At 49.7% G+C, this 19,416-nt stretch carries 15 protein-coding genes; 6 read left to right on the top strand and 9 right to left on the bottom strand.

The features are described from left to right. Window positions 1-18: 18 nt before the first annotated feature. Window positions 19-804, bottom strand: coding sequence for a polysaccharide biosynthesis/export family protein (locus ACO064_RS11655; protein ID WP_138995134.1), 786 nt, complete (start codon window positions 802-804; stop codon window positions 19-21). A gap of 399 nt (window positions 805-1,203) precedes the next feature. Between ACO064_RS11655 and ACO064_RS11650 the strand changes: the two genes are divergently transcribed. Further along, window positions 1,204-1,527 carry a transposase gene (locus ACO064_RS11650; RefSeq protein WP_114406861.1) on the top strand — a complete coding sequence of 108 codons (324 nt, stop codon included), beginning with the start codon at window positions 1,204-1,206 and terminating at the stop codon, window positions 1,525-1,527. Between the two features lie 585 nt (window positions 1,528-2,112). Here ACO064_RS11650 and ACO064_RS11645 read toward each other — a convergent pair. Both ACO064_RS11645 and ACO064_RS11640 read right to left on the bottom strand, forming a co-directional pair. Then, entirely contained in the window at window positions 2,113-3,246 is a 1,134-nt protein-coding gene (locus tag ACO064_RS11645; RefSeq protein ID WP_114406862.1) for a hypothetical protein, read from the bottom strand. A gap of 12 nt (window positions 3,247-3,258) precedes the next feature. Continuing rightward, window positions 3,259-3,510 (bottom strand): hypothetical protein, encoded by a 252-nt coding sequence (locus ACO064_RS11640; RefSeq protein ID WP_114406863.1) that lies wholly within the window; start codon window positions 3,508-3,510, stop codon window positions 3,259-3,261. A 164-nt stretch (window positions 3,511-3,674) separates the two neighbouring features. Here ACO064_RS11640 and ACO064_RS11635 point away from each other — a divergent pair, with 164 nt between their 5' ends. Beyond that, window positions 3,675-4,667 (top strand): LytTR family DNA-binding domain-containing protein, encoded by a 993-nt coding sequence (locus ACO064_RS11635; RefSeq protein WP_114406864.1) that lies wholly within the window; start codon window positions 3,675-3,677, stop codon window positions 4,665-4,667. A 61-nt stretch (window positions 4,668-4,728) separates the two neighbouring features. On the opposite strand, the gene ACO064_RS11630 is transcribed toward ACO064_RS11635, so the two are convergent. Then, the gene (locus ACO064_RS11630) at window positions 4,729-5,427 is read right to left on the bottom strand and encodes a helix-turn-helix transcriptional regulator (protein ID WP_114406865.1); all 699 of its coding nucleotides are present in this window, start codon (window positions 5,425-5,427) and stop codon (window positions 4,729-4,731) included. 92 nt (window positions 5,428-5,519) lie between these two features. On the opposite strand from ACO064_RS11630, the gene ACO064_RS11625 reads away from it, so the two are divergent. Continuing rightward, entirely contained in the window at window positions 5,520-6,173 is a 654-nt protein-coding gene (locus tag ACO064_RS11625; RefSeq protein ID WP_421827533.1) for a helix-turn-helix domain-containing protein, read from the top strand. Window positions 6,174-6,241: 68 nt separating this feature from the next. Here the strand turns inward: ACO064_RS11625 and dnaG are convergent, their stop codons facing one another. Next, the gene (gene dnaG, locus ACO064_RS11620; protein ID WP_421827532.1) at window positions 6,242-8,227 is read right to left on the bottom strand and encodes a DNA primase; all 1,986 of its coding nucleotides are present in this window, start codon (window positions 8,225-8,227) and stop codon (window positions 6,242-6,244) included. 134 nt (window positions 8,228-8,361) lie between these two features. Between dnaG and ACO064_RS11615 the strand changes: the two genes are divergently transcribed. Next, window positions 8,362-9,735 carry a vanadium-dependent haloperoxidase gene (locus tag ACO064_RS11615; RefSeq protein ID WP_421827531.1) on the top strand — a complete coding sequence of 458 codons (1,374 nt, stop codon included), beginning with the start codon at window positions 8,362-8,364 and terminating at the stop codon, window positions 9,733-9,735. 108 nt (window positions 9,736-9,843) lie between these two features. Here ACO064_RS11615 and ACO064_RS11610 read toward each other — a convergent pair whose 3' ends face one another. Continuing rightward, window positions 9,844-11,736 (bottom strand): amidophosphoribosyltransferase, encoded by a 1,893-nt coding sequence (locus tag ACO064_RS11610; protein ID WP_421827530.1) that lies wholly within the window; start codon window positions 11,734-11,736, stop codon window positions 9,844-9,846. Window positions 11,737-12,360: 624 nt separating this feature from the next. Between ACO064_RS11610 and ACO064_RS11605 the strand changes: the two genes are divergently transcribed. After that, window positions 12,361-14,847 (top strand): pectinesterase family protein, encoded by a 2,487-nt coding sequence (locus ACO064_RS11605; RefSeq protein ID WP_421827529.1) that lies wholly within the window; start codon window positions 12,361-12,363, stop codon window positions 14,845-14,847. A gap of 76 nt (window positions 14,848-14,923) precedes the next feature. Here the strand turns inward: ACO064_RS11605 and ACO064_RS11600 are convergent, their stop codons facing one another. From ACO064_RS11600 to ACO064_RS11590, 3 genes are all read right to left on the bottom strand, one after another. Further along, window positions 14,924-16,036, bottom strand: a complete 1,113-nt coding sequence (locus ACO064_RS11600; protein ID WP_421827528.1) for a family 20 glycosylhydrolase — start codon at window positions 16,034-16,036, stop codon at window positions 14,924-14,926. A 542-nt stretch (window positions 16,037-16,578) separates the two neighbouring features. Next, entirely contained in the window at window positions 16,579-16,779 is a 201-nt protein-coding gene (locus ACO064_RS11595; protein WP_421827527.1) for a hypothetical protein, read from the bottom strand. A gap of 296 nt (window positions 16,780-17,075) precedes the next feature. Continuing rightward, window positions 17,076-18,584 carry an NADH-quinone oxidoreductase subunit N gene (locus ACO064_RS11590; RefSeq protein ID WP_421827526.1) on the bottom strand — a complete coding sequence of 503 codons (1,509 nt, stop codon included), beginning with the start codon at window positions 18,582-18,584 and terminating at the stop codon, window positions 17,076-17,078. 135 nt (window positions 18,585-18,719) lie between these two features. Here ACO064_RS11590 and ACO064_RS11585 point away from each other — a divergent pair, with 135 nt between their 5' ends. Then, on the top strand, window positions 18,720-19,379 hold the full coding sequence (locus ACO064_RS11585) for a hypothetical protein (RefSeq protein WP_421827525.1): 660 nt from the start codon (window positions 18,720-18,722) through the stop codon (window positions 19,377-19,379). Window positions 19,380-19,416 lie beyond the last annotated feature (37 nt).

The raw sequence follows: 19,416 nt of genomic DNA, 5'->3' as shown, positions 1-19,416 counted from the left end.
GCTCGGGGTATGCGTTACTTACCGGCGGATGATCACTGCGATCAGGGATAGCGCGCCGATGATGGATGGCAGAATGGTGTAAAAGCGATCGGCATAGGCCAGACGGGCTTTCCCCGGTTCTACGTAAATGACATCGTTGGGATGCAGGTAATAAAACGGTGACTTGAACAGATCACGCTGGTTCATGTTGACCCGGCCAAATTCCCGCTTTCCGTTCGTCTCCCGAATGACCATGACATTGTCCCGTCGGCCGTAGATGGTAATGTCGCCGGCCAGACTCAAGGCTTCCGTCAAGGTCATTTGCTCATTCGGAACGCTGAACATCGACGGTCGGGTTACTTCACCCAGCACCGACACTTTAAAATTCAGAAACCGGACGGCCACCGTAGGTTCTTTCAGGTAATTCTTCAGCTTTTCCTGAATCAATTCCTGCGCACCGGCGGAGGTGAGTCCCAGTACTTTTATTTTTCCCACCAGCGGCAATTGAACCTGTCCCTGCGTATCGACCAGATATCCCACAACCGCCGTAACCGGAACCTGCCCGTTCACCGTTTGAAAAGTGGGTACCCGTTCTGCCGCAGCATACGGATTGAAAAAACTGCTGGCTTCCGGGTTCAGGCTGTTGACGTTGATGCCTAATAAATCATTGGGTTGAATGGTGGGGATATATTTGTTCGTTATTTCTTCGGCCACTGCCGTACTGTCAGCTACCGGGCTTTGAAAATAGGTGATCTGTTTTTGTGAGATGCAGGACGAGAAAGCAATGATCATGAAACAGAGTGCCAGAGAATTCCAATTCTTCATACGTTGTGATTTTCGATCAATAAATTAAGTACTTACTGTATTTGTCGAGTTGTCCGACAGAAAAGACCCCAAACCGATACGCAATTGCTCCCAAATACCCCGCTACTGCTTGCTTTGTGCAGAAAACCAGGGAGAACAGCAGAAATAATTTCGCATATTTTTTACCTCATTATCCATAAAATACCTACCGTATCCTAAATTTTTGACGGATGAATTTAGGAAATGCAAAAATATTTTCTCATTTTTCGACATCGAATTAGTTATCAGACTTCCTGATGGTTTTTTACCAGGTCATTGGTCGTACGATTACGCTCCGATATTTTTTGAAACATGAATTTATTTTTGCAGTTACTTAGTTAAATCAACCTGTTTTAATCTCTATCTCTTGTTCCTATTGCCATGCGTAAGTATGAATTGACCGACTCACAGTGGGAGAAATTAAAGGACATGATGCCCTCCAACAATCGTCCCGGACGTCCGTGGCGGTCTCATCGCCAATCCATTAATGGGATCCTTTGGATTTTGAATTCCGGTGCGCCCTGGCGCGATCTGCCCGAACGGTACGGCTCCTGGAAAACCATCTATGATCGCTTTCGTCGCTGGCAGCGTGACGGGACGCTCGCAAAGATTCTGACTCTTTTGCAATTGAGCTTTCCCGCTATTACTGCCGCAGAGAGTTATACGCCGATTACTTCGGAACAGAACCTTTCGACCGTTAGTTAGTAAGGCACATCGTGCCTGCTCACCAATCATGTCGAAGGTTACCGTACTTCTCTAAAGACGGAAACAAACAGTGATTTTTTGAGTATTTCAACAGCCGTTGAAATAGAGGTATGATTGACAGAGAGTAGTAACTTCAGGGTATGAAGTCGGCAATTGATTCACTGGATACTCAGGAGGCAGACTAAAACCTCCTTATGGATTATTCGGTATTTCTACGCTGTGCAAAAGAGAATTATCAGTCAAAATTCTGAGCCATTCTCGACGCTTGTCTTTAACGAACAATTATTCAAATATAATGAGAATTGTTATAAAGCAAGAGTTTTACACGTAAAATAAATGTTAAATAGGATTTTTATTATTTAACCACTATATAATTAAAGAATTGCGGGTCTGGGATACTGTTAATTAGCAGACAAACAAATCGATAATTTTGTAGTTAAATGGTTACAAAATTTGTGCCAGCATTATTTTAGTCTAGTGAATTGTTAGGATAGTTCAATAAAAAAGTCGGATCTGAACAGATGTCCGCAGATCCGACTTTTACAATTGAAAACAAGAAAAGACTAAACTAGTATTGTAGGGTACTCAGGCAATAATTTGCTTGGAAAGCAAGTCGAGATACATGTCCGTGCCCAGCACTTCTTCAGGGGTCTCGATGGTGCCAACCTGAAGCAAAAAGTCACGAAGGTCGGTCGAAATTTCGTACGTGACATACAACCGGCGGTCAAACAGGATGGGTGAATCTTCCAAATCGCAGATAGAATACCGCTCCTGATTGAAGGCGACCCGTTTTTTGGGTCGCGGCCTGGGTGGTTGATACGAATCGGCCTGTTGTTCCAATTCGTGCTGATCGAGGAATTTATGAATGTAATTCCATCCTTCCCACTGTTCCGGATACCTGGTCAAGTACTGCCAGAAAGAATCGTAGAGGTGTTGAAGGCTCAATCGACAGTACGTTTCGCGGTCACAATCAGCTTCCGGAACAATAGGATCGAGAAATGATAATACGTTGTTCAGATTTTTTTCCCGGTAACTGATCACCGGAACAATGGGCGTCTTGGTTACATAAGACAGGAATCCGACCCCTTTGCGGGCCCACACATTTTTGGCTCCAAAGCGCACCTGAACTTCTTTATCTTCCTGACGGTTTAGCCCAGTCGTACTGGTTACGCCGTCGATAAAGATGACCAGGGAGGTTCCAGCCCGCAATTCACGGATGACCTGCAGCGTCGATGACGTCTGCTCAGCGTCCAGAATTTGGAACGAGTTGGTTAAGTTGTGCTTTTTCTGAAGACCTTTGATGGTGGCCCAGATGTCTTTACCCTGTTCCTGATAAGTGCCCCTGCTGACCAGGAGGGCCACATCAATGCCGTTTCGATACAAATAGGTGGTCAGCAGGCGGTAAGAACCCAGGTGGAAAGTGCAGTAAATATTCGGGTGTTGGCTGTTTACCAGTTTCCGAATCGGCCCTTTCGTTTGAACCAGGTCATTGGCGGTCAAAAATTGCTGATCGAAGGTGGTATAAACCTGTTGAAGTAACAATTTCTGAAAAAGGTCTTCGTGCTTTTCTATCGGAATCTCAGGCAGAATGTTCTGGACACTGGCCGAGAACGTAGTAAATTTGAAGAGGTACCCTTTTTCTTTCCGGAGATCCAGGGATTCGAACTGTTGGCGACAACGATCCAATTCCCGCTGATATTGATGCACGAAGTTGCTCATGGTAAAGTAAGATTAAGAAAGAGCCAGTTGATCCGTTGCGTTTGGTTGCAGACCGTGGAATGAAGGCCACCAGTTGCAGCAAACTTCACCATCTTTGTCGGCCTTACCGGCTAAAAGGATGCGGTCGCTGGTTTCATTTTTAGCGATAACGTTCAGGTTGGTAGTAGCAGAATTCAATAATTGCTTAGCTGAGTTGATAACAAAGTTCTTTTTCATGGCGAAAGATGCGATAGATGCTGTTAGAGTGATTAAATTGTCAGTCATCAATCGGTCTGTTTTGCCCGGGATTATTTGGCCGATTGACTGATACAAAAGTACCGGCTCGGCATAGGCAAAAGAATGGCAACTTTTGGCTAAAATATTATGCGGCTTTAGTAACTAGTTACTATTTATTGTTAGTAATTTAGCACAGTTCAAGAAGTGAGAACATGATTGGGGTAGCAATGACCGAAGTACCGCTAAATCTGAAGTATATAAGAAGACCCTTCAAGAGTCTCAGTATTCTGCTATTGGCTGTATTTACGTTCGAAGCCTTCAACTGGCTCTTTGCGTTTGAAAAGAAATTAGTGAAAGTGGAAGAATACGGCGGTTTACTAGGCTACCTCTGGATTTTCCTGCGGGGCGGAATCCTGCCGGAAATTTCAACCCTGGTTATCCTGCTGATGCTGCTGAATATTTACCACGAAGCCTGCCGAATCAAAAAAATCGAACTGACCCCCCGGAACATACTCAATTACGAGGTAAAAATTTTACCCGTCATGCTGGTCGCTTTTTTCCTGTTTAACCCGGTAACGCAAACCGTGCGCTATCTGTTGGTAAACTTCCCTAATTATGACCTCGAACTGTACCTGGGTAATTACATCCAGGGTACGTATAGCCTAAAATATTATTCCTTTTACCTGATTCCGGTTTTGATCATGGGCTACGGTGCCGTCAACGGGTCGCTGCTGGTCGATATTCTCGAACAACGCCGGCAACGGAAACGCAGCAGCGAAGCGCCGGATCCCTTTCAGTCGCTCGTTCCCCAGCCTGGTGCTTTCCTGACGCACCTGAAAGGCAAAAACAATTTTGGCGAAACCATCTTGGCCGTTCAGGATTGCTTCTGGTTTGAAACCGAAGACCGGTACTATTACGCTGTTCACCCCACCGGCCGGTTCTCCATTACCAAAACCATGAACGAACTGGAAGCGGAACTGAACCCCGAACTGTTTTTCCGAACCAAACGCAATTGCATTATCAACCTCAGCTTCGTAGCCAGTTACGCGTATTGGGAGAATGGTAAATACAGCATTCGCATGCAAACCCCCAACAACGACGAAACCGACATGCCGCGAGCCCGGCTGCAGGATTTTAAAAACCGTCTGGTACGCTTCTCCGCCCAGGAGGTCGAATACCTCCCTCCAAAGAGCGAAATTATCTAGTAAACTTTACAGCACACAGGAAAGCCTGGATTTTATTGTTCTTACTCGCTACGGCAAATTTTCAAAGATACTCTTTTACGGAAATTCCGTAACGAGCCAGATTCCGGCAACTCCCCAACTCCAGCTTCTGCGCGATATTCGTTTTATGATTCGCCAGGGTCCGGTAACTGATGTGTAACTGATCCGCAATTTCATGACCGGTTGTCCCCTGCGCCACCAACCGAAGAATTTCAAGCTCCCGGCCCGTCAGGCGGCCCAGTTGCTCTTTCGTCTCATCGGTCATGACGTTCATTCCGTAGTTTTTTAGCAAAAGTAAAAAACCGGGGCTATAATAATATCCACCCGTACTGATGGTCTGAAAACATTTGTAGAGTTCGTCCAATCCGTCATTCGCGTATAAAAAACCGTAGAACCCCTGCTGCATGGCGTTGGCAACCAGTTTTAAATCCGGTTTGCTGGTATACAGAATGAATTTGGTTTTATGGTTGTTCGTCCGGGCCTGCTGAACAATGTCTACACTACGCCGTCCGGAAATTTCTGATTCCAAAATGACGCACTGCGGTTGCTTGACCCGAATCTGCTGAAGTGTATCCTCCATTTCGATGGCTTTCCCAACCACATTGTACCCCTGTTGCTTGAGTACCTGGCAAAGTACCTCACAATTAAATAGTTCAGCCTGGGCTACCAGGATAGAAAAGTCCTTTCGCTTCAATGAAAACGAAGAAGAAGACGATTCCGGTTTTGAATTGGTGTTGTTCATGGTAAAGCGATAGTAGCCTGCGTTTGAAGCTACAATTTAATTAGCCGAATTGATTCATTGGGTCAATCGAAATCAATACTTTTTTGTGTGAAATGACCAAAATAGAGAACCGGTCGTTCCACCTCTTCGTAGTCGTTGATGCAATTCGTAAACGCGCGGAAATCGACAGAGAGAATCAAACGCTAGATACGGCAAATTTGGTTATTTCACGCGAAAAAGTAGTTATTCCGTACGAAATGACTTTTTTGATCGAAATTGATGCCGTAGTTTTCACTTGTCATTCACAGAAAACAAGGATAGAACTACTAATATTGATAACAATGCGGAACGTTAAGGATTTAACTGGACAACAAGTGGAGCAACTCCGTCAGACGATTCGTGAGAGCCAAAACAACGTTTTGAAGAAACGTTGCCAGTGTGTACTGTATAGCTACTACGGTCTGACGGTTAGCGAATTGATGGATATGTTCGCCGTAGATCGTCGCAGTATTTACAATTGGATGAATCGCTGGCAGGAAGACGGTGTTCAGGGCTTAATGGATAAACCCGGCCGCGGTTTAAAACCAAAATTGAATCCCGACGATCAGCAGCACGTTGAGAAAGTGATTCAGGCCATGATGACGTTTCCGAAAGAACCCCGCCAGGCTCTGCAACAAATCAACCACCAACTGCCGAAGCCTGTCAGTCAGGACACTCTGCGTCGCTTTGTAAAGAAAATATCGAGAATAGACAGCATGGCTGCCTGAGTATCATTACTATAAAGTGGACAGTTGGTTTCGACTCCTCCAGGTCTGTTACTAACTGTCCACATAGGTTACGATATAACGGTTCCCAATAGTCGACCGATCTCGATGTCTACTTTCTTGTAGTGCATGTACTCTACCATGAGTCGGTCGCTTTCTGCCGGGTCGGTCGCCTGAACGATCTGTTGCTTGATGTCGCGCATCCGTTGTTCAGCCACCAGCTTCTTCAATCGCAGGATATTGGAGAATGCGGCATCGGCTAATTTATCCACTTCTGTCGGAACGTAGATTTCGTGCTTGAGCCAGTTTTCACTGAGCTGGTGTCGAAACGTAACCAGACCAATAACCTGGTGCTGGTATTCCTGGTTCTGATGTTTCAGAAAGTAGTCAGCCGTTCGTATTTCGTTGGCCACAAACCCCTCCCGAATTTCCCGCAGCATTTCGTTGAAAACGGGCGTCACAAATTCCATCGTTCCCAGTTCACTCAGCATGTAATGGCAAACCGATATGTCGGGTTCCAGTTCGTGAGCGCCATAATTGACCAGTAGCCGAACGCATTCTTCTTCCTGATAGGAGAGGGAAGAGCGGGTTTTGGGATTCAGCGGATCGACAGCCCGACGCTCGATGGGGGGAGCTTCCACCGAAAAATCATTCAGAATCTCCGTCAGTTCCCCGGGCATGGCTGCCGGGCCGGATGCTTTTCCGGGCGATGCCGTCTTGTCCTGTTGTTGCTTTGATTGCTGTTTCTGCTGGCTGAGCACCATTCGGTTGCTTTCCGAAATCAACGTCTGCTCATCAACCTGGAGCTGGCGGGCGGTTTTCTGGAAAAACACCTGCCGTTTGATTGGATCCGGTATTTTGGAAATGCTCTGGATTACTTCCGAGATAATCTCCGCCCGTTTGAACGGATTGTCCCCCGCGTCTTTCAGGAGAATGTCGGTCTTGAACGTAATGAAATCGTTGGAGTGCTGGCTGAGGTATTTTTTAAAGGATTCTGCCCCTACTTTCCGAACGTAGCTGTCGGGGTCGTCGCCGTCAGGAAACGTCGCCACGCTGACGTTCAGGCCCTCTTCCAGCACCATATCCAGCCCACGCAGGGCGGCTTTGATCCCTGCGGCATCGCCGTCATACAAAATGGTTACGTTTTGGGTAAACCGGCTGATCAGTCGAATCTGCTCGATGGTCAGTGACGTACCCGACGAGGCCACCACATTTTTGATCCCCGCCTGGTGCAATGACAGCACGTCCGTATAACCCTCCGTTAGGTAACAAATGTCTTCCTGTCGGATGGCATTCTTAGCCTGAAAAATACCGTACAGTACCTGGCTTTTGTGGTAAACTTCCGTCTCGGGCGAGTTGATGTACTTCGGCTGGTTTTTATCCGTTTTCAGAATTCGCGCCCCAAATGCAATCACCCGGCCGGCGACATTGTGAATCGGAAAAATCACCCGCCCCCGAAACCGGTCATACGTTTTGCCGCCTTCTTTCGATAACACCAGGCCCGCCTTTTCAAGCAGTTCCGCGCGATACCCCCGGCGCGTCGCTTCCTGGAGCAGTGCGTCCCACTGGTCGGAACTATAGCCCAGTTCGAACGATTGAACGGTATTGTCCAGAAATCCCCGCTCGCGGAAATAGCTCAAGCCAATGCTCTGGCCTTCGTCCGACTTCAGTAAGTGCGAATGGTAAAAGTCTTTGGCAAAATTGAGGACAATGAACAGGCTCTCGCGTTCATTTTGCCGGATCAGTTCATCAGGCGTCAGTTGTTCTTCGGCGACTTCGATGCCATATTTTTTGGCCAGATGCCGCAGGGCTTCCGGATAACCGATGTTTTCGATGTCCATCACAAACCGCACCGGATCACCCGCTTTGCCGCAGCCGAAGCATTTGTAGATCTGACGAACGGGCGAAACGTTGAACGACGGCGTCTTTTCGTTGTGAAACGGGCAGCAGGCAATCCAGTTCTGGCCCCGCTTTTTGAGCGAGACATAATCACTGACTACGTCGATAATATCCGCGGTCTGACGGATTCGGTCGATGGTTTCCTCAGGAATACGCATAACTCAAAGGTACGTAACTCCACCCGGTTTTGGCAACGTTTTTGCTAATATGAGTTGTCGGGAAGCTCCCCGATCTCCTCCCTTTTTACCCTCAACCGAATACGGCTATGACTCTCAAATGGATAAATCTAACAATGTTAAATTTGATTAGACAAGCAAATAACATACTTATCAGTGTTTTTTTACTGAGTGCGGTGACCAATTGTACGAAAAGTACGAAGGACGATCCGGTAAGTCCACAGGCCAAAACCGCTGACCAATACAGCGCGGAAGTGGCCTTGCGATGGTCGGCGATGAACCTGTTCCTGCTTCGAAATACGCCGGGATTCACCCCGCCGGTGGCTTCCCGGGCGCTGGGCTATGGTGGAGTAGCCCTCTATGAAGCCATTGTGCCCGGTTTACCCACACGTCGGTCGCTGGCGGGGCAACTCAGCGGACTGAGCACTTTGCCGCAGGCTGACGCCAAAGCCGCGTACGACTGGGCCATTTCGGCCAACGCTGCAGAGGCTCAGATCCTGCGGAATCTTTTCGCCAACACCAGTGATGCGAACAAAGCGAAAATCGATTCGCTGGAGATTCTGACACTGACGGAAGTGAAAGCCGAAGCCGGCAGCAGTGAGGTCGTGGACCGCTCGGTGGCCTTCGGCCGACAGATCGCCGACGCGGTTTTTGAATGGTCGAAAACCGATGGCGGCCACGAAGGTTATAACCGCAATTTTCCCGCCGACTTTAAGGTGCCGCTCTTCAACGGTTCGTGGCAGACTACGGAGAACGGGCGGAAGATTCCGATGCAACCCTACTGGGGCAAAAACCGAACGTTTGTGGCCGCGAACGCGAACCTGCCCATGCCGAAACCGCTCCCGGTTTCGGCGGATGTCACATCGCCGTATTTTGCGCAGTACCTGGAAGTGTATACCAAAAACAAATCCCTGACGCAGACGGAAAAAGAAATTTCGATCTGGTGGGCCGACGATCCGAGTGAAACCTTTACGCCCCCCGGCCATTCGTATAACCTGGCCCGGATTACCATTCAGACCGCCAAAACCGATCTGGGGAAAGCCGCCGAAACACTCGCCCGCACCGGCCTCGCCGTGGCTGATGCTTTTACGGTTTGCTGGAAGTGCAAATATCTGTTCAACAATGAACGTCCCTACACGTTTGTGCGCCGGGCCATCGATCCGGCCTGGATTCCGTTCTGGCCCGCTCCGCCTTTTCCGGGCTATACCTCCGGGCATGCCACGCAATCGGCGGCTGCGGCCACGGTTTTGGGCGGTCTATACGGAGAGTCATTTTCGTTTACGGATGACTCACACGTCAGCCGCGTTCGGGACTTGAAGCGCAACACGGATTTTAAAGCGCGGAGTTTTACTTCATTTTGGCAAGCCGCCGAGGAGTCGGCCTACTCGCGTTATCTGGGCGGTATTCACACCCGGCAAGACAACGAAACCGGTTTGATGACCGGAAAGGAAATCGGGAAGAATGTAAACAGCCTAAGCTGGAAAAAATGATTAATGTAAAATGGCAAACGCCAAATGTAAAAGTGATTGCTGTTAAGCTACTTTTACATTTGGCGTTTGCCATTTTACATTTTTACTTTATGATGCTTTCCGGGCTTTTTAATATGCCCGTACGCCTTTGCCTTCCATAAAATTGACGAAGGCTTTGTTAACGACTCTGTTGCCACCTGGCGTCGGATAATTTCCGGTGAAATACCAGTCACCGGAGTGGTTGGCACACGCCTTGCGGAGGTTTTCGACTGTTTGGAAAATAACCGCTACGTCGGCTTTCAGATCTTTCGGGGTCACAATCTCAGCGACTTTATCGGAAATCTGATCGTGCGTAAACGGATCGTACAATGCTTTGACGTAGTTTACGTTGGATGCGTTTCCGGATTCGATGGCGGCTACACACTGCGCGTATACTTCATCGACCCGGTTTTCCAGACCGCTTTCTTTCAGCAGTTGCAAGGTGGCCCGGAAAGCCACAAACTCCTTCATTTTCGACATGTCGATGCCGTAGCAATCGGGGAACCGAATCTGGGGTGCCGACGAAACGATGATGATTTTCTTGGGACCGAGCCGATCGAGCATTTTCAGAATGCTCTTTTCAAGCGTCGTCCCGCGAACAATGGAGTCGTCGATAACCACCACATTGTCAACCCCTTTGCGAATCACTTCAAAAGTCGTGTCATACACATGGGCCACCATCTCATCCCGCTGGGAGTCGTCGGTGATAAACGTCCGGAGTTTGACATCCTTCGACACGAGCTTCTCGATCCGGGGCCGGAACGACAGCAGCCGGTCGAGATCCTGTTCAAACAGAATACCGTCCATGATGGCTTTCTTGCGCTGTTTGGCCAGGTATTCTTCCAGGCCCTCGACCATGCCGAAGAAGGACGTTTCGGCGGTGTTGGGAATATACGAGAAAACCGTGTTCTCCAGATCGTAATCGATTTCCTGCAAGATCTGCGGAATCAACAGTTTCCCAAGCATTTTACGCTCGTTGTAAATGTCGGGATCGGAAGCGCGGGAGAAATAAATCCGCTCGAAGCTACACGACCGTTTTTCAATCGGCTTGATGAATTCGTACTCGTCGTACTCACCATACTTGTCGATGATCAGCGCGTGTCCGGGCTTCACCTCCTGAATCTGGTTGTACTCAACGTTGAAAGCGGTTTTGATGGCCGGTTTTTCGGAAGCCACCACCACCACTTCGTCATCGGCATAGTAGTACGCCGGACGAATACCGGCCGGATCGCGGGCCACAAAGGCAGCACCGAAACCCGTCATGCCAACCATCGAATACCCGCCGTCGAAATCCCGGCAGGAGCGGTGCAACACGCGTTGCAGGTCCATGTTATCCTCGATGATGTCCGACAGGTCGGGATTTTCGTAAATGCCCTTGAACCGATCGAACACGCGCTGGTTTTCTTCATCCAGAAAGTGCCCGATTTTTTCCATGACCGTCACCGTATCGACCTCATCCTTGGGGTGTTGACCCAACGAAACCAGTTTGTCGAAGAGTTCTTCGACGTTCGTCATGTTGAAATTGCCCGCCATCACGAGGTTACGACTGCGCCAGTTGTTCTGGCGGAGCATCGGGTGGCAGTTTTCAATTTCGTTCGCTCCGTGTGTCCCGTATCGCAGGTGACCCATCCACACTTCCCCCGTAAACGCAAGGTTTTCCTGAAGCCAGCGGGCATCGCGGGCTTTCTCCTTGTTGTTTTTCAGGGCTTTGCGGAATTTCTTGTTGATCTTCTGGAAGATGTCGGCGACCGGTTGGCTGGCTACCGAGCGGTAGCGGCTGATGTAGCGGTGGCCGGGCGGCACGTCAATTTTGATGTTGGCAACCCCGGCGCCGTCCTGGCCCCGGTTTACCTGTTTTTCCATCAGCAGGTACAGTTTATTGATGCCGTATAAATGAGTGCCGTACTTATCGATATAATATTGGTACGGCTTGCGGAGCCTTATCAGGGCAATACCGCACTCGTGCTTTATGGCGTCGCTCATGCCTGGTGTTTTAGGTTGTTATGAAGGTAACTTCCGAAGGTTGCTTTTCGTTCAGATGAAGTTAAGGCAAAGTTACGAAAAGGACAAAACGGATTCTCTACCGTTAACAAGACTTTTTTCTTTCGGGATTTTTGAGCTGGCCAGAAAGGATATTTGTATCAAAAAATGAGAAATAATTTGTCTGTTAATATGTATTTTATGGTCTGAAAATCAATTATATAGATTAGAATTAAGGGATTTTAATGTAAAGGGGTACCCGTTATTTGATAAATACTATTTTGAAAGTACAAAATACACGTGTAATATTGGTCATATCTGGTAACATCCGGGTATAAAATTGACTATTCTCACACTTAACTCTGTCCCCCATGAAACTACACTACACCAACACAACCAGTTCTCCTCCTCCTTGCTGTTGCTCCTGATTCAGGACGTACTTTCCGTTTAATTGCCTAAAATTCAACGGTATCCTTCGGGATTGGCTTTCCATACCGGCCAGTGGCTCGCTCACTGGACACTGTGAGGCATTGTCTCAACCGCTCTCTATTCAGGATTCCGTCCGGTATCCTGCTCATGCTGTTGCATCATTTTTCTCTAACATCCATCCCTGATCAGGGCCTATCCATGAAAACATTTACCTTTTTTGAATCTTTAAATCGTACACTTGGCTCATGCCGTCGGCTGAAGGCTCTCGGCGTGTCATTGATGTTGCTGCTGGGCCTTACGCCCGGGCTTTTTGCCCAAATTACCATCGACGGTTCCGGCAGTTATGCCACTATACAGGCTGCGATCGACGCTGCTCCGGCGGCTTCTGTCATCGCCGTACCTGCAGGCACCTACAATGAGAACATCACCATTACGAAAAGCCTTACCATCACGGGAGCGGGCCGAACCAGCACCACCATTGTGGGGCAAACGGGAGGTGCGGAGGCAACGGTGTTGATCAACGGTACCATTACCGGAGTCGCCCTGAGCGGGTTTACAATTCAGGGGTTTGACAACGGAAGTGCCGGAATCGAAAATGCGGCCCTATTTTTAAGAGGAACGCTGAATACTGTTACCATTACAGACAATGAATTTGTTGCCATGGGCGATCTGGCTTTTGCCACGACCTATGGCGATGCCAATCAGGCTACGAATATTACGGTAAGTGGAAATATTTTCTCCGGCAAAACCTTCACCGGCGACAACCCCAGTCTGGGCAATCAGTTCGAGGTCGCCAATGTGGCCCGGGCCTTGGTTTTTTTTAACGGCAAACCCAGCGGGGCTAACATTTCTAACCTGACTTTTACGGACAACCAGCTTACGGGCATTGCCGGAACATCACAAGGTGGTAACCTGCTGGTAAACGTTGAAGCGTCTACGGCCACCATCAAAGGCAATACCTTTTCAGGATCGACCGGTGGGCCTACTTCGCGCTCCGCCTTGCGTTTGCGGGGAACCGGCATGAGCGTCACCTGCAATACGTTCCTGGCCACGGCCTGCACCAATTGTACTTACATTGAGCGCGACCGCGCCCTGGATCCCCTAACGGGCGGAACCCCCGCTACCTATGCCGGACTGGCCTCCCAAAATACATTCCCGGCAGGCGCTTCGTACCTGAGTCCGGTTTCCGGACCAACCGCCATTTTTTCGTCGGCGTCTCAGGCTCAGTTGGCTGCTTCCGGCGGACAAACCGTGATCGCGGCCCTCTTCACGGCAACGCCGTCGAGCCAGACCATCAATGCCGGTACAACCGCATCGTTGACGGCCGTCGGTTGTGACGGCGGAACCGTGGCCTGGAATCCTGGTGCCGAATCCGGCTCCTCCTTTACCACGCCAATTCTGACTGCTACCACGACCTACACGGCTACCTGCACACCGGCTGGCGGGGGCTGTAGCTTCACCGCCACGGCCACCGTGGTCGTTCCGACGGTGACCGGTAACTTTGAAGGCTTCATGCAAACCGTCAATTGCGATATTCTGACGGGCTGGGTATGGGATAAAAATAAGCCCAATATGCCCTTGCAGGTAGGTCTGTATGAAGGCGATGAACTGGTCGTAATCGTCGATGCCAACAAATTCCGTCAGGATTTGCTCAGTGCCAACAAAGGCAACGGGATTCACGCCTACAGCATTCCAACGCCCGAGTCACTCAAAGACGGTGCCACGCACGTACTGAAAGCCGTTGTGTTGAACAGCAGCTTTCAACTGAAAAATTCGCCCAAATCACTGACGTGTGGCGTCGTGAATCCGGCTCCGGTGGCTCCTTCCGTGGCTCCGCTTTCGGCCACGGTAAATGAAGCGTATACGTCCGGGGCTTTGCCGGCTTTTACCGATTCCGAACCGTTAACGTATGGATTGACCGGATTACCGGCGAACCTGAGTTTCGACGGAAATACCCGGGTGGTGAGTGGCACACCGACCATTGCCGGAACGTTTCTGTTGAACTATACGGCCGATGATGGAACCACGACCAGTTCTACCAGTGTGACGCTGGTGGTGACAGGTGGACCAACCCCAACCCCGGTAACCGGTAATTTTGAAGGTTTTCTGCAAACTGTTAGCTGCGATATTCTGACCGGTTGGGTTTACGATAAAAACCAGCCCAATGCTCCGATTACGGTAGAGTTGTTCGAAGGAGGCAATAGCGTCGGTATCGTAGAAGCCAGCAATTTCCGTCAGGATCTGAAAACTGCAGGCAAAGGAAACGGTTTCCACGCGTTCAGCATTCCGACACCGGCGGGATTGAAAACCGGTACGACGCGCGTCATTGGCGGGCGGGTACTGAATTCCAGTTACCAATTGAAAAATTCGCCCAAAACCCTGAATTGCCCATCCCCATCCGGACGGGTTGCCTCTCCTTCGGCGGAAGGAAACAGCCTGAAAGTGACAGTTCTGGGAAATCCGGTCTCGAACCAGATCGAGATCGAGATTGAGGGGGCCGAAAACCAGGCGTTGCGTTTGCAAATCAATGATGCCCAGGGCCGTCTGGTAACCGAACGGGCCATTCCGGTTGCGGGAGCCATTGAGCGCCAGACGCTGCGCGTTGGCCAGCAGCCGGCGGGTTTACTGTTCCTGCGGGTTAGCACGGCGGGGCAGGTACGCACGATTAAATTGCTCAAACCGTAAGGTGTACAGCTTGATTTCTGCCTTCTAAAAGGTCCCCCGCTGCGTGTCGGCGGGGGACCTTTTTTTTGGTTGTGAGTTACCTGGAAGCGGTTTTTTCGATCTCTTCGTACAGAGCCCGGAAGCAGTTGGAAGCGGTATTGCCGGACTCATCCGTCTTTTTTCTACCGTAATATTCATCCAGAAACGAACCGGCGTCCGACCAGACGGTTTGGATCATGCCGTGAAACCGGTCTTTCATCGCTTTGGTGGCCGTTTCCCGAAACTTGACCATGTCTTGTACCTGCAAAACCGCATTTTTCGGCATTCGCCACGGACAGGTCATCACCTTCAGGCCCTTCATGGCAAAATAAACCGGCGTCTGATCCGGGCGCTCGTAGTGCCAGTCGCAGATCAGGACGTCCTTCGGAATCAGGTCGATGGCGCGGTGGGTGTTGTTCATACTGGCTTCCCACATGCCCAGGCCCGTGGTTTTTCCGTCCAGCAGCCGGTCTCCCCAAATCCACAACGTCCGTCCGTTTTGTGCCAGGTGATCCCGAATGGTTTTCACCTCCCCGGCAAACAGTTCGGCTTTATCGCGCCCCGAGCAGCGCGGACACTTGTCGTCGCCGATGTAAAACACTTCATCCATGCCCGCATGAAAAGCATCGGCTTCGAAAACGTCACAAATCTCATCCACCAGATCAAAAACCACTTTATGAACTTCCGGGTGCAGGGGGCAGTAACTCTTGCAATACAGACCGTCGGCGTTTGGCCACTGGTATTTCTCCGGCATTTTGACGTGGGGCGTTTCGTCGAATTGGGGATAAACCCGCAGTAGATTGGTGGTTTTGGCCGCCCACGACTGATGGCCCAGCAGGTTGATTTGTGGAATGAGCCGGATGTGGTGTTTCTGACACGCATTTACCATCCGTTTCACTTCCCGTCGCGACAACGCCACGCTATCGCGCAATTCGGGATGGCTTTTGAATTCGTAGTTAAAATCGACCCGCAGAATGAGCGTATTCACCTGCCGCGGAGCCAGTTCCTTTTCGATAAACTGCACAAATTCATCCACGCGGCTGGATTGGGGCGCGCCGATGCAGAAACCACGAACAGGCAGCAGGCTGTCGACCGGAATCTGGGCTGTCGACCACTGATACAATAGAAGAAAACCAACCAGTAAACCGTGTTTGAGGGAAGAGATTTTCATATCGAACCTGTTAGGAATTCTATTTTATCATGTACTCGCAGAACGAGATGAACTACGAAACTTGGGGAGGATTATTTCTTTTTAAATTCTCAATGTTAGCAAGATCCTTTGGTCTTCCCATAGCTTGCTTATCCTGAATCAGATCGTCAAAGCTGATAAATGGAATTTCGATGCCGTTCTGCTCAATAACTTTTCTCCTTGTATAAGCTTCCCAGAACTTTAGGGATGCCTTGATAATCGGCAAGACATCAAGAGTATAACCGTCAAATTCGTACTTGAAAACGGATTTCCTGGGGAAAGGGGCAGGGTCATCCCGGTATCTGGTCACGTCACGGCCCAGTTCTTGCAGGGCGTTCAGCAGCCGGTAATAGTTTTCTTAGCTTGAGTTGTACCAGAAATCCAGGTCCGGCTTATCCACTTCATGTCCGCTGGCTGTTTTCGATTTCCGGTAGTCTCCGTAGTAAGACACGGCAAAACCACCGACAACCATATATTCTACAGCGTTTCGCTTGAATATCTCGAATACATTATGATTAGGTTCGTCATAAGCCATACGCATCACCCTCATTTGTCGGCACATTGTTCTGTGAGGGCGACACGTCTTTAGCGGTGCTGTCTTTCAGGGAATTAATGAAACGCTCAAACCTATCATGACGCTCCTTTGACCGGGCTGAGGTCGGATCGGCTGGCTTTGCATGAGCTTTCAACTCCTGAATGCTTTCGTATTTGGTAAGTTCGTTCATGACCTGGCACCCTGTTTTATGCAGTAATGCAAATATAGTACGATCAGTAATAATACAACAGTTTCGGAGATATTGTTCAAACCGCTGACCAATAGGAACTTTGAAGAAAAATAACGGTTTAGACGCAACTATGGTACAGGCAGCAGGAGGGCAGGCCAACTGTCAAAGCCGCTGTGATCATTATACCACAAGCTTGCGGGAAAGATCAAGCTACTAAAGCTAACGATGTATTAGCAGAAGCTGTTTAGGATTGCATATGGGATAAAAAGGGTAGAAGCGGGCATCCGATTTTTCCGTCACAAACCGCCGATCCAGCGCAAAATCCATTCGGGCTTGAAAAACAGGGCCAGGACTGGAACCGTGAGAACGGTGGCTAAAATCAGTTGCGGACGACTAATATGGATGTCCGACAAATTGGCCGTGGAAGCGGGACGGAAGTACAATAGAAACGGAATGCGGAGGTAGTAAAAAAGGGAAATGACGGCGTTTAGCAAACCGATGGCAAACAGGGCCAGCACCCATGGATTTGCGTTCGTCTGATAGGCTTCCAGTAGCGCCGAAAAGGCCAGGAATTTGGCCGTGAATCCCACCGTTGGCGGCAAACCGGTCAGGGCAATCATAACGATGGTGAGGGCCGCGCCGAGGAGCGGCTGGCTGGTGCCTAAGCCACTGAAATCCTGAATGGTTAGATTGCCGTTATTAGCCTGCGCCAACAGGTCAATGAGCAAAAAAGCCGCCAGATTGATAAACACATAGGTGGCCACATAAAAGGTGGCGGCTTCGAAACCCGTTTCGTTGAACGCCACGACGCCCACCAGCAGAAAACCGGCGTGGGCAATGGACGAATACGCCAGCAGCCGTTTGGCATCGGTTTGCCAGAGGGCCGAAAGGTTGCCGAGGGTAATGCTGGCGAGCGAAATAACCGCCATCGGTGTCTGGAAATTAGCCGGTAAAGCCGTCAGAACGCGCATCAATACCAGCAACGCGGCCGCCTTGGGCGCCACCGAAAAGAAAGCCACAACCGGCGTTGGCGCAGCTTCGTAGACATCGGGCGTCCAGACGTGGAAAGGCACAAGCGACAGTTTGAACAGAATACCGCCCAGCGTCAGAAAACCGGCTACGTAAATAACGAACGAATCGTTTTGAGTCAGTTGCTCGACCGATTCAGACAAAGCCAGGGTTCCGGTCAAGCCGTAGAGCAACGACATGCCATACAGCATGATGGCCGAACTCACCGCTCCGAAAAGCAGGTATTTCAAACCGCCTTCCGATGCTTTGCGGCTGGCCGAAAGCCCCGTCAGCAGGTATGAACTGATGGAAACCAGTTCGATGCTGAGGTAAATCGTCAGCAGATTGACCGACATCGTCATCAGATACAGGCCGAGGAGCAGGGCCAGCAGAATGGGAAGCCAGTCGAACGGCAGGGGATTGGGGGTTTTAGAAACCGTCCAGGCGTGAAGAATGGCGAATAAAGCCGCCAGCGTCACCACCAGCTTATAAAAAACCGCCTGGTTGTCGAGCAGGAGAACGGAATTAAAAAGAAAACCTTTTTGCTGCGACTCCTGCCCGATTATGAACGCTCCGGCAACGGTCACCGCCAGCAGCGAAAGACCGTAAAGAACAGAACGGTTTTTGGCAAGAGCTTGCGCCTGAATTGAATCCTGACCCGATGATGGGCGCTTTGAACGGGTGAGCAACACCAAATCGGTTACGACGAGAATCGCAATGGCAAAGACCAGCGCCAGTTCCGGCCAGAAACCGGATAAGCTCCGTATACTATCATTCAGTTGATCAATGAGTTGCAAAGCGCAGAAAAATAGGCAGATTTTGATGGCGGTAAAGGTACAAAAAAAGCGTACGGGTTTTGGGGTTGGTTCGTTATCTTGTCATAAGGAATGCCATGCCGGCTTTCAACCAACCATTTAAACGGAACGCTTCCCATGAAAAGAATGCTGATTTTGGGCCTGTTTGTCGTCGGCCTGACCACTTTCGCCAGCGCGCAGGGTGTTTTTTTGACCGATGTCAACGGGCAGGTGCTCAGAGCCAGTAAATATGTTGATGTGCAGGGGTCGCCGTATTTGAACGAAGCCTGGAAAGAAGGGGCGGTAACGACGGCCGGCAACAAGTCGTATCCAAACCTGAAAGTGCGTTATGACGTTTTTGCGGGTGAACTGGAGTATCTGCAAAATAACCAGACGTACCGGTTAAGTCCGGCAGCGATCAGGGAATTCCGGATCATGGACAACGACGAACTGCTCTTTCGGAACGGTTTTCCCGTCGTAAACAACAACACCCCGGCTACGTTTTATCAGGTGCTGGTCGATGGCCCGACGAAGTTGTTGAAGCACACGAAAGTGAACATCGTCGAGAATAAACCGTTCAACTCGGCGACGGTAACAAAGGAATTTCAGAAGCAGGATCAATATTTCATTGCCAAACCGGACGGCGCGATGCAGCGCATTCAGAAAAACAAAAAGTCGGTGCTGGCTGCGCTGACCGACCAGAAGGACCGCGTCGAAAAACTGATCAAAGAACAGGACCTGAACCTGAACGAAGAAAACAACTTGATTACACTGCTGGAAAGTTATAACGCGAAATAGACGATTGACCGCCGACGATCGACCATTGAAAACCGGT

Origin of the sequence: Larkinella sp. (assembly GCF_965227735.1) — a bacterium.
Taxonomy (GTDB): Bacteria; Bacteroidota; Bacteroidia; order Cytophagales; family Spirosomataceae; genus Larkinella.
The sequence above is the reverse complement of the archived record's forward strand: the minus strand, read 5'-3'. Positions and strand labels throughout refer to the sequence as shown.

What these genes read in the sequence shown, in the direction of transcription:
- ACO064_RS11655 (WP_138995134.1), bottom strand. Translation starts at nt 804, where the DNA reads ATGAAGAATTGGAATTCTCTGGCACTCTGTTTCATGATCATTGCTTTC.
- ACO064_RS11650 (WP_114406861.1), top strand. Translation starts at nt 1,204, where the DNA reads ATGCGTAAGTATGAATTGACCGACTCACAGTGGGAGAAATTAAAGGAC.
- ACO064_RS11645 (WP_114406862.1), bottom strand. Translation starts at nt 3,246, where the DNA reads ATGAGCAACTTCGTGCATCAATATCAGCGGGAATTGGATCGTTGTCGC.
- ACO064_RS11640 (WP_114406863.1), bottom strand. Translation starts at nt 3,510, where the DNA reads ATGACTGACAATTTAATCACTCTAACAGCATCTATCGCATCTTTCGCC.
- ACO064_RS11635 (WP_114406864.1), top strand. Translation starts at nt 3,675, where the DNA reads ATGATTGGGGTAGCAATGACCGAAGTACCGCTAAATCTGAAGTATATA.
- ACO064_RS11630 (WP_114406865.1), bottom strand. Translation starts at nt 5,427, where the DNA reads ATGAACAACACCAATTCAAAACCGGAATCGTCTTCTTCTTCGTTTTCA.
- ACO064_RS11625 (WP_421827533.1), top strand. Translation starts at nt 5,520, where the DNA reads ATGACCAAAATAGAGAACCGGTCGTTCCACCTCTTCGTAGTCGTTGAT.
- dnaG (WP_421827532.1), bottom strand. Translation starts at nt 8,227, where the DNA reads ATGCGTATTCCTGAGGAAACCATCGACCGAATCCGTCAGACCGCGGAT.
- ACO064_RS11615 (WP_421827531.1), top strand. Translation starts at nt 8,362, where the DNA reads ATGTTAAATTTGATTAGACAAGCAAATAACATACTTATCAGTGTTTTT.
- ACO064_RS11610 (WP_421827530.1), bottom strand. Translation starts at nt 11,736, where the DNA reads ATGAGCGACGCCATAAAGCACGAGTGCGGTATTGCCCTGATAAGGCTC.
- ACO064_RS11605 (WP_421827529.1), top strand. Translation starts at nt 12,361, where the DNA reads ATGAAAACATTTACCTTTTTTGAATCTTTAAATCGTACACTTGGCTCA.
- ACO064_RS11600 (WP_421827528.1), bottom strand. Translation starts at nt 16,036, where the DNA reads ATGAAAATCTCTTCCCTCAAACACGGTTTACTGGTTGGTTTTCTTCTA.
- ACO064_RS11595 (WP_421827527.1), bottom strand. Translation starts at nt 16,779, where the DNA reads ATGAACGAACTTACCAAATACGAAAGCATTCAGGAGTTGAAAGCTCAT.
- ACO064_RS11585 (WP_421827525.1), top strand. Translation starts at nt 18,720, where the DNA reads ATGAAAAGAATGCTGATTTTGGGCCTGTTTGTCGTCGGCCTGACCACT.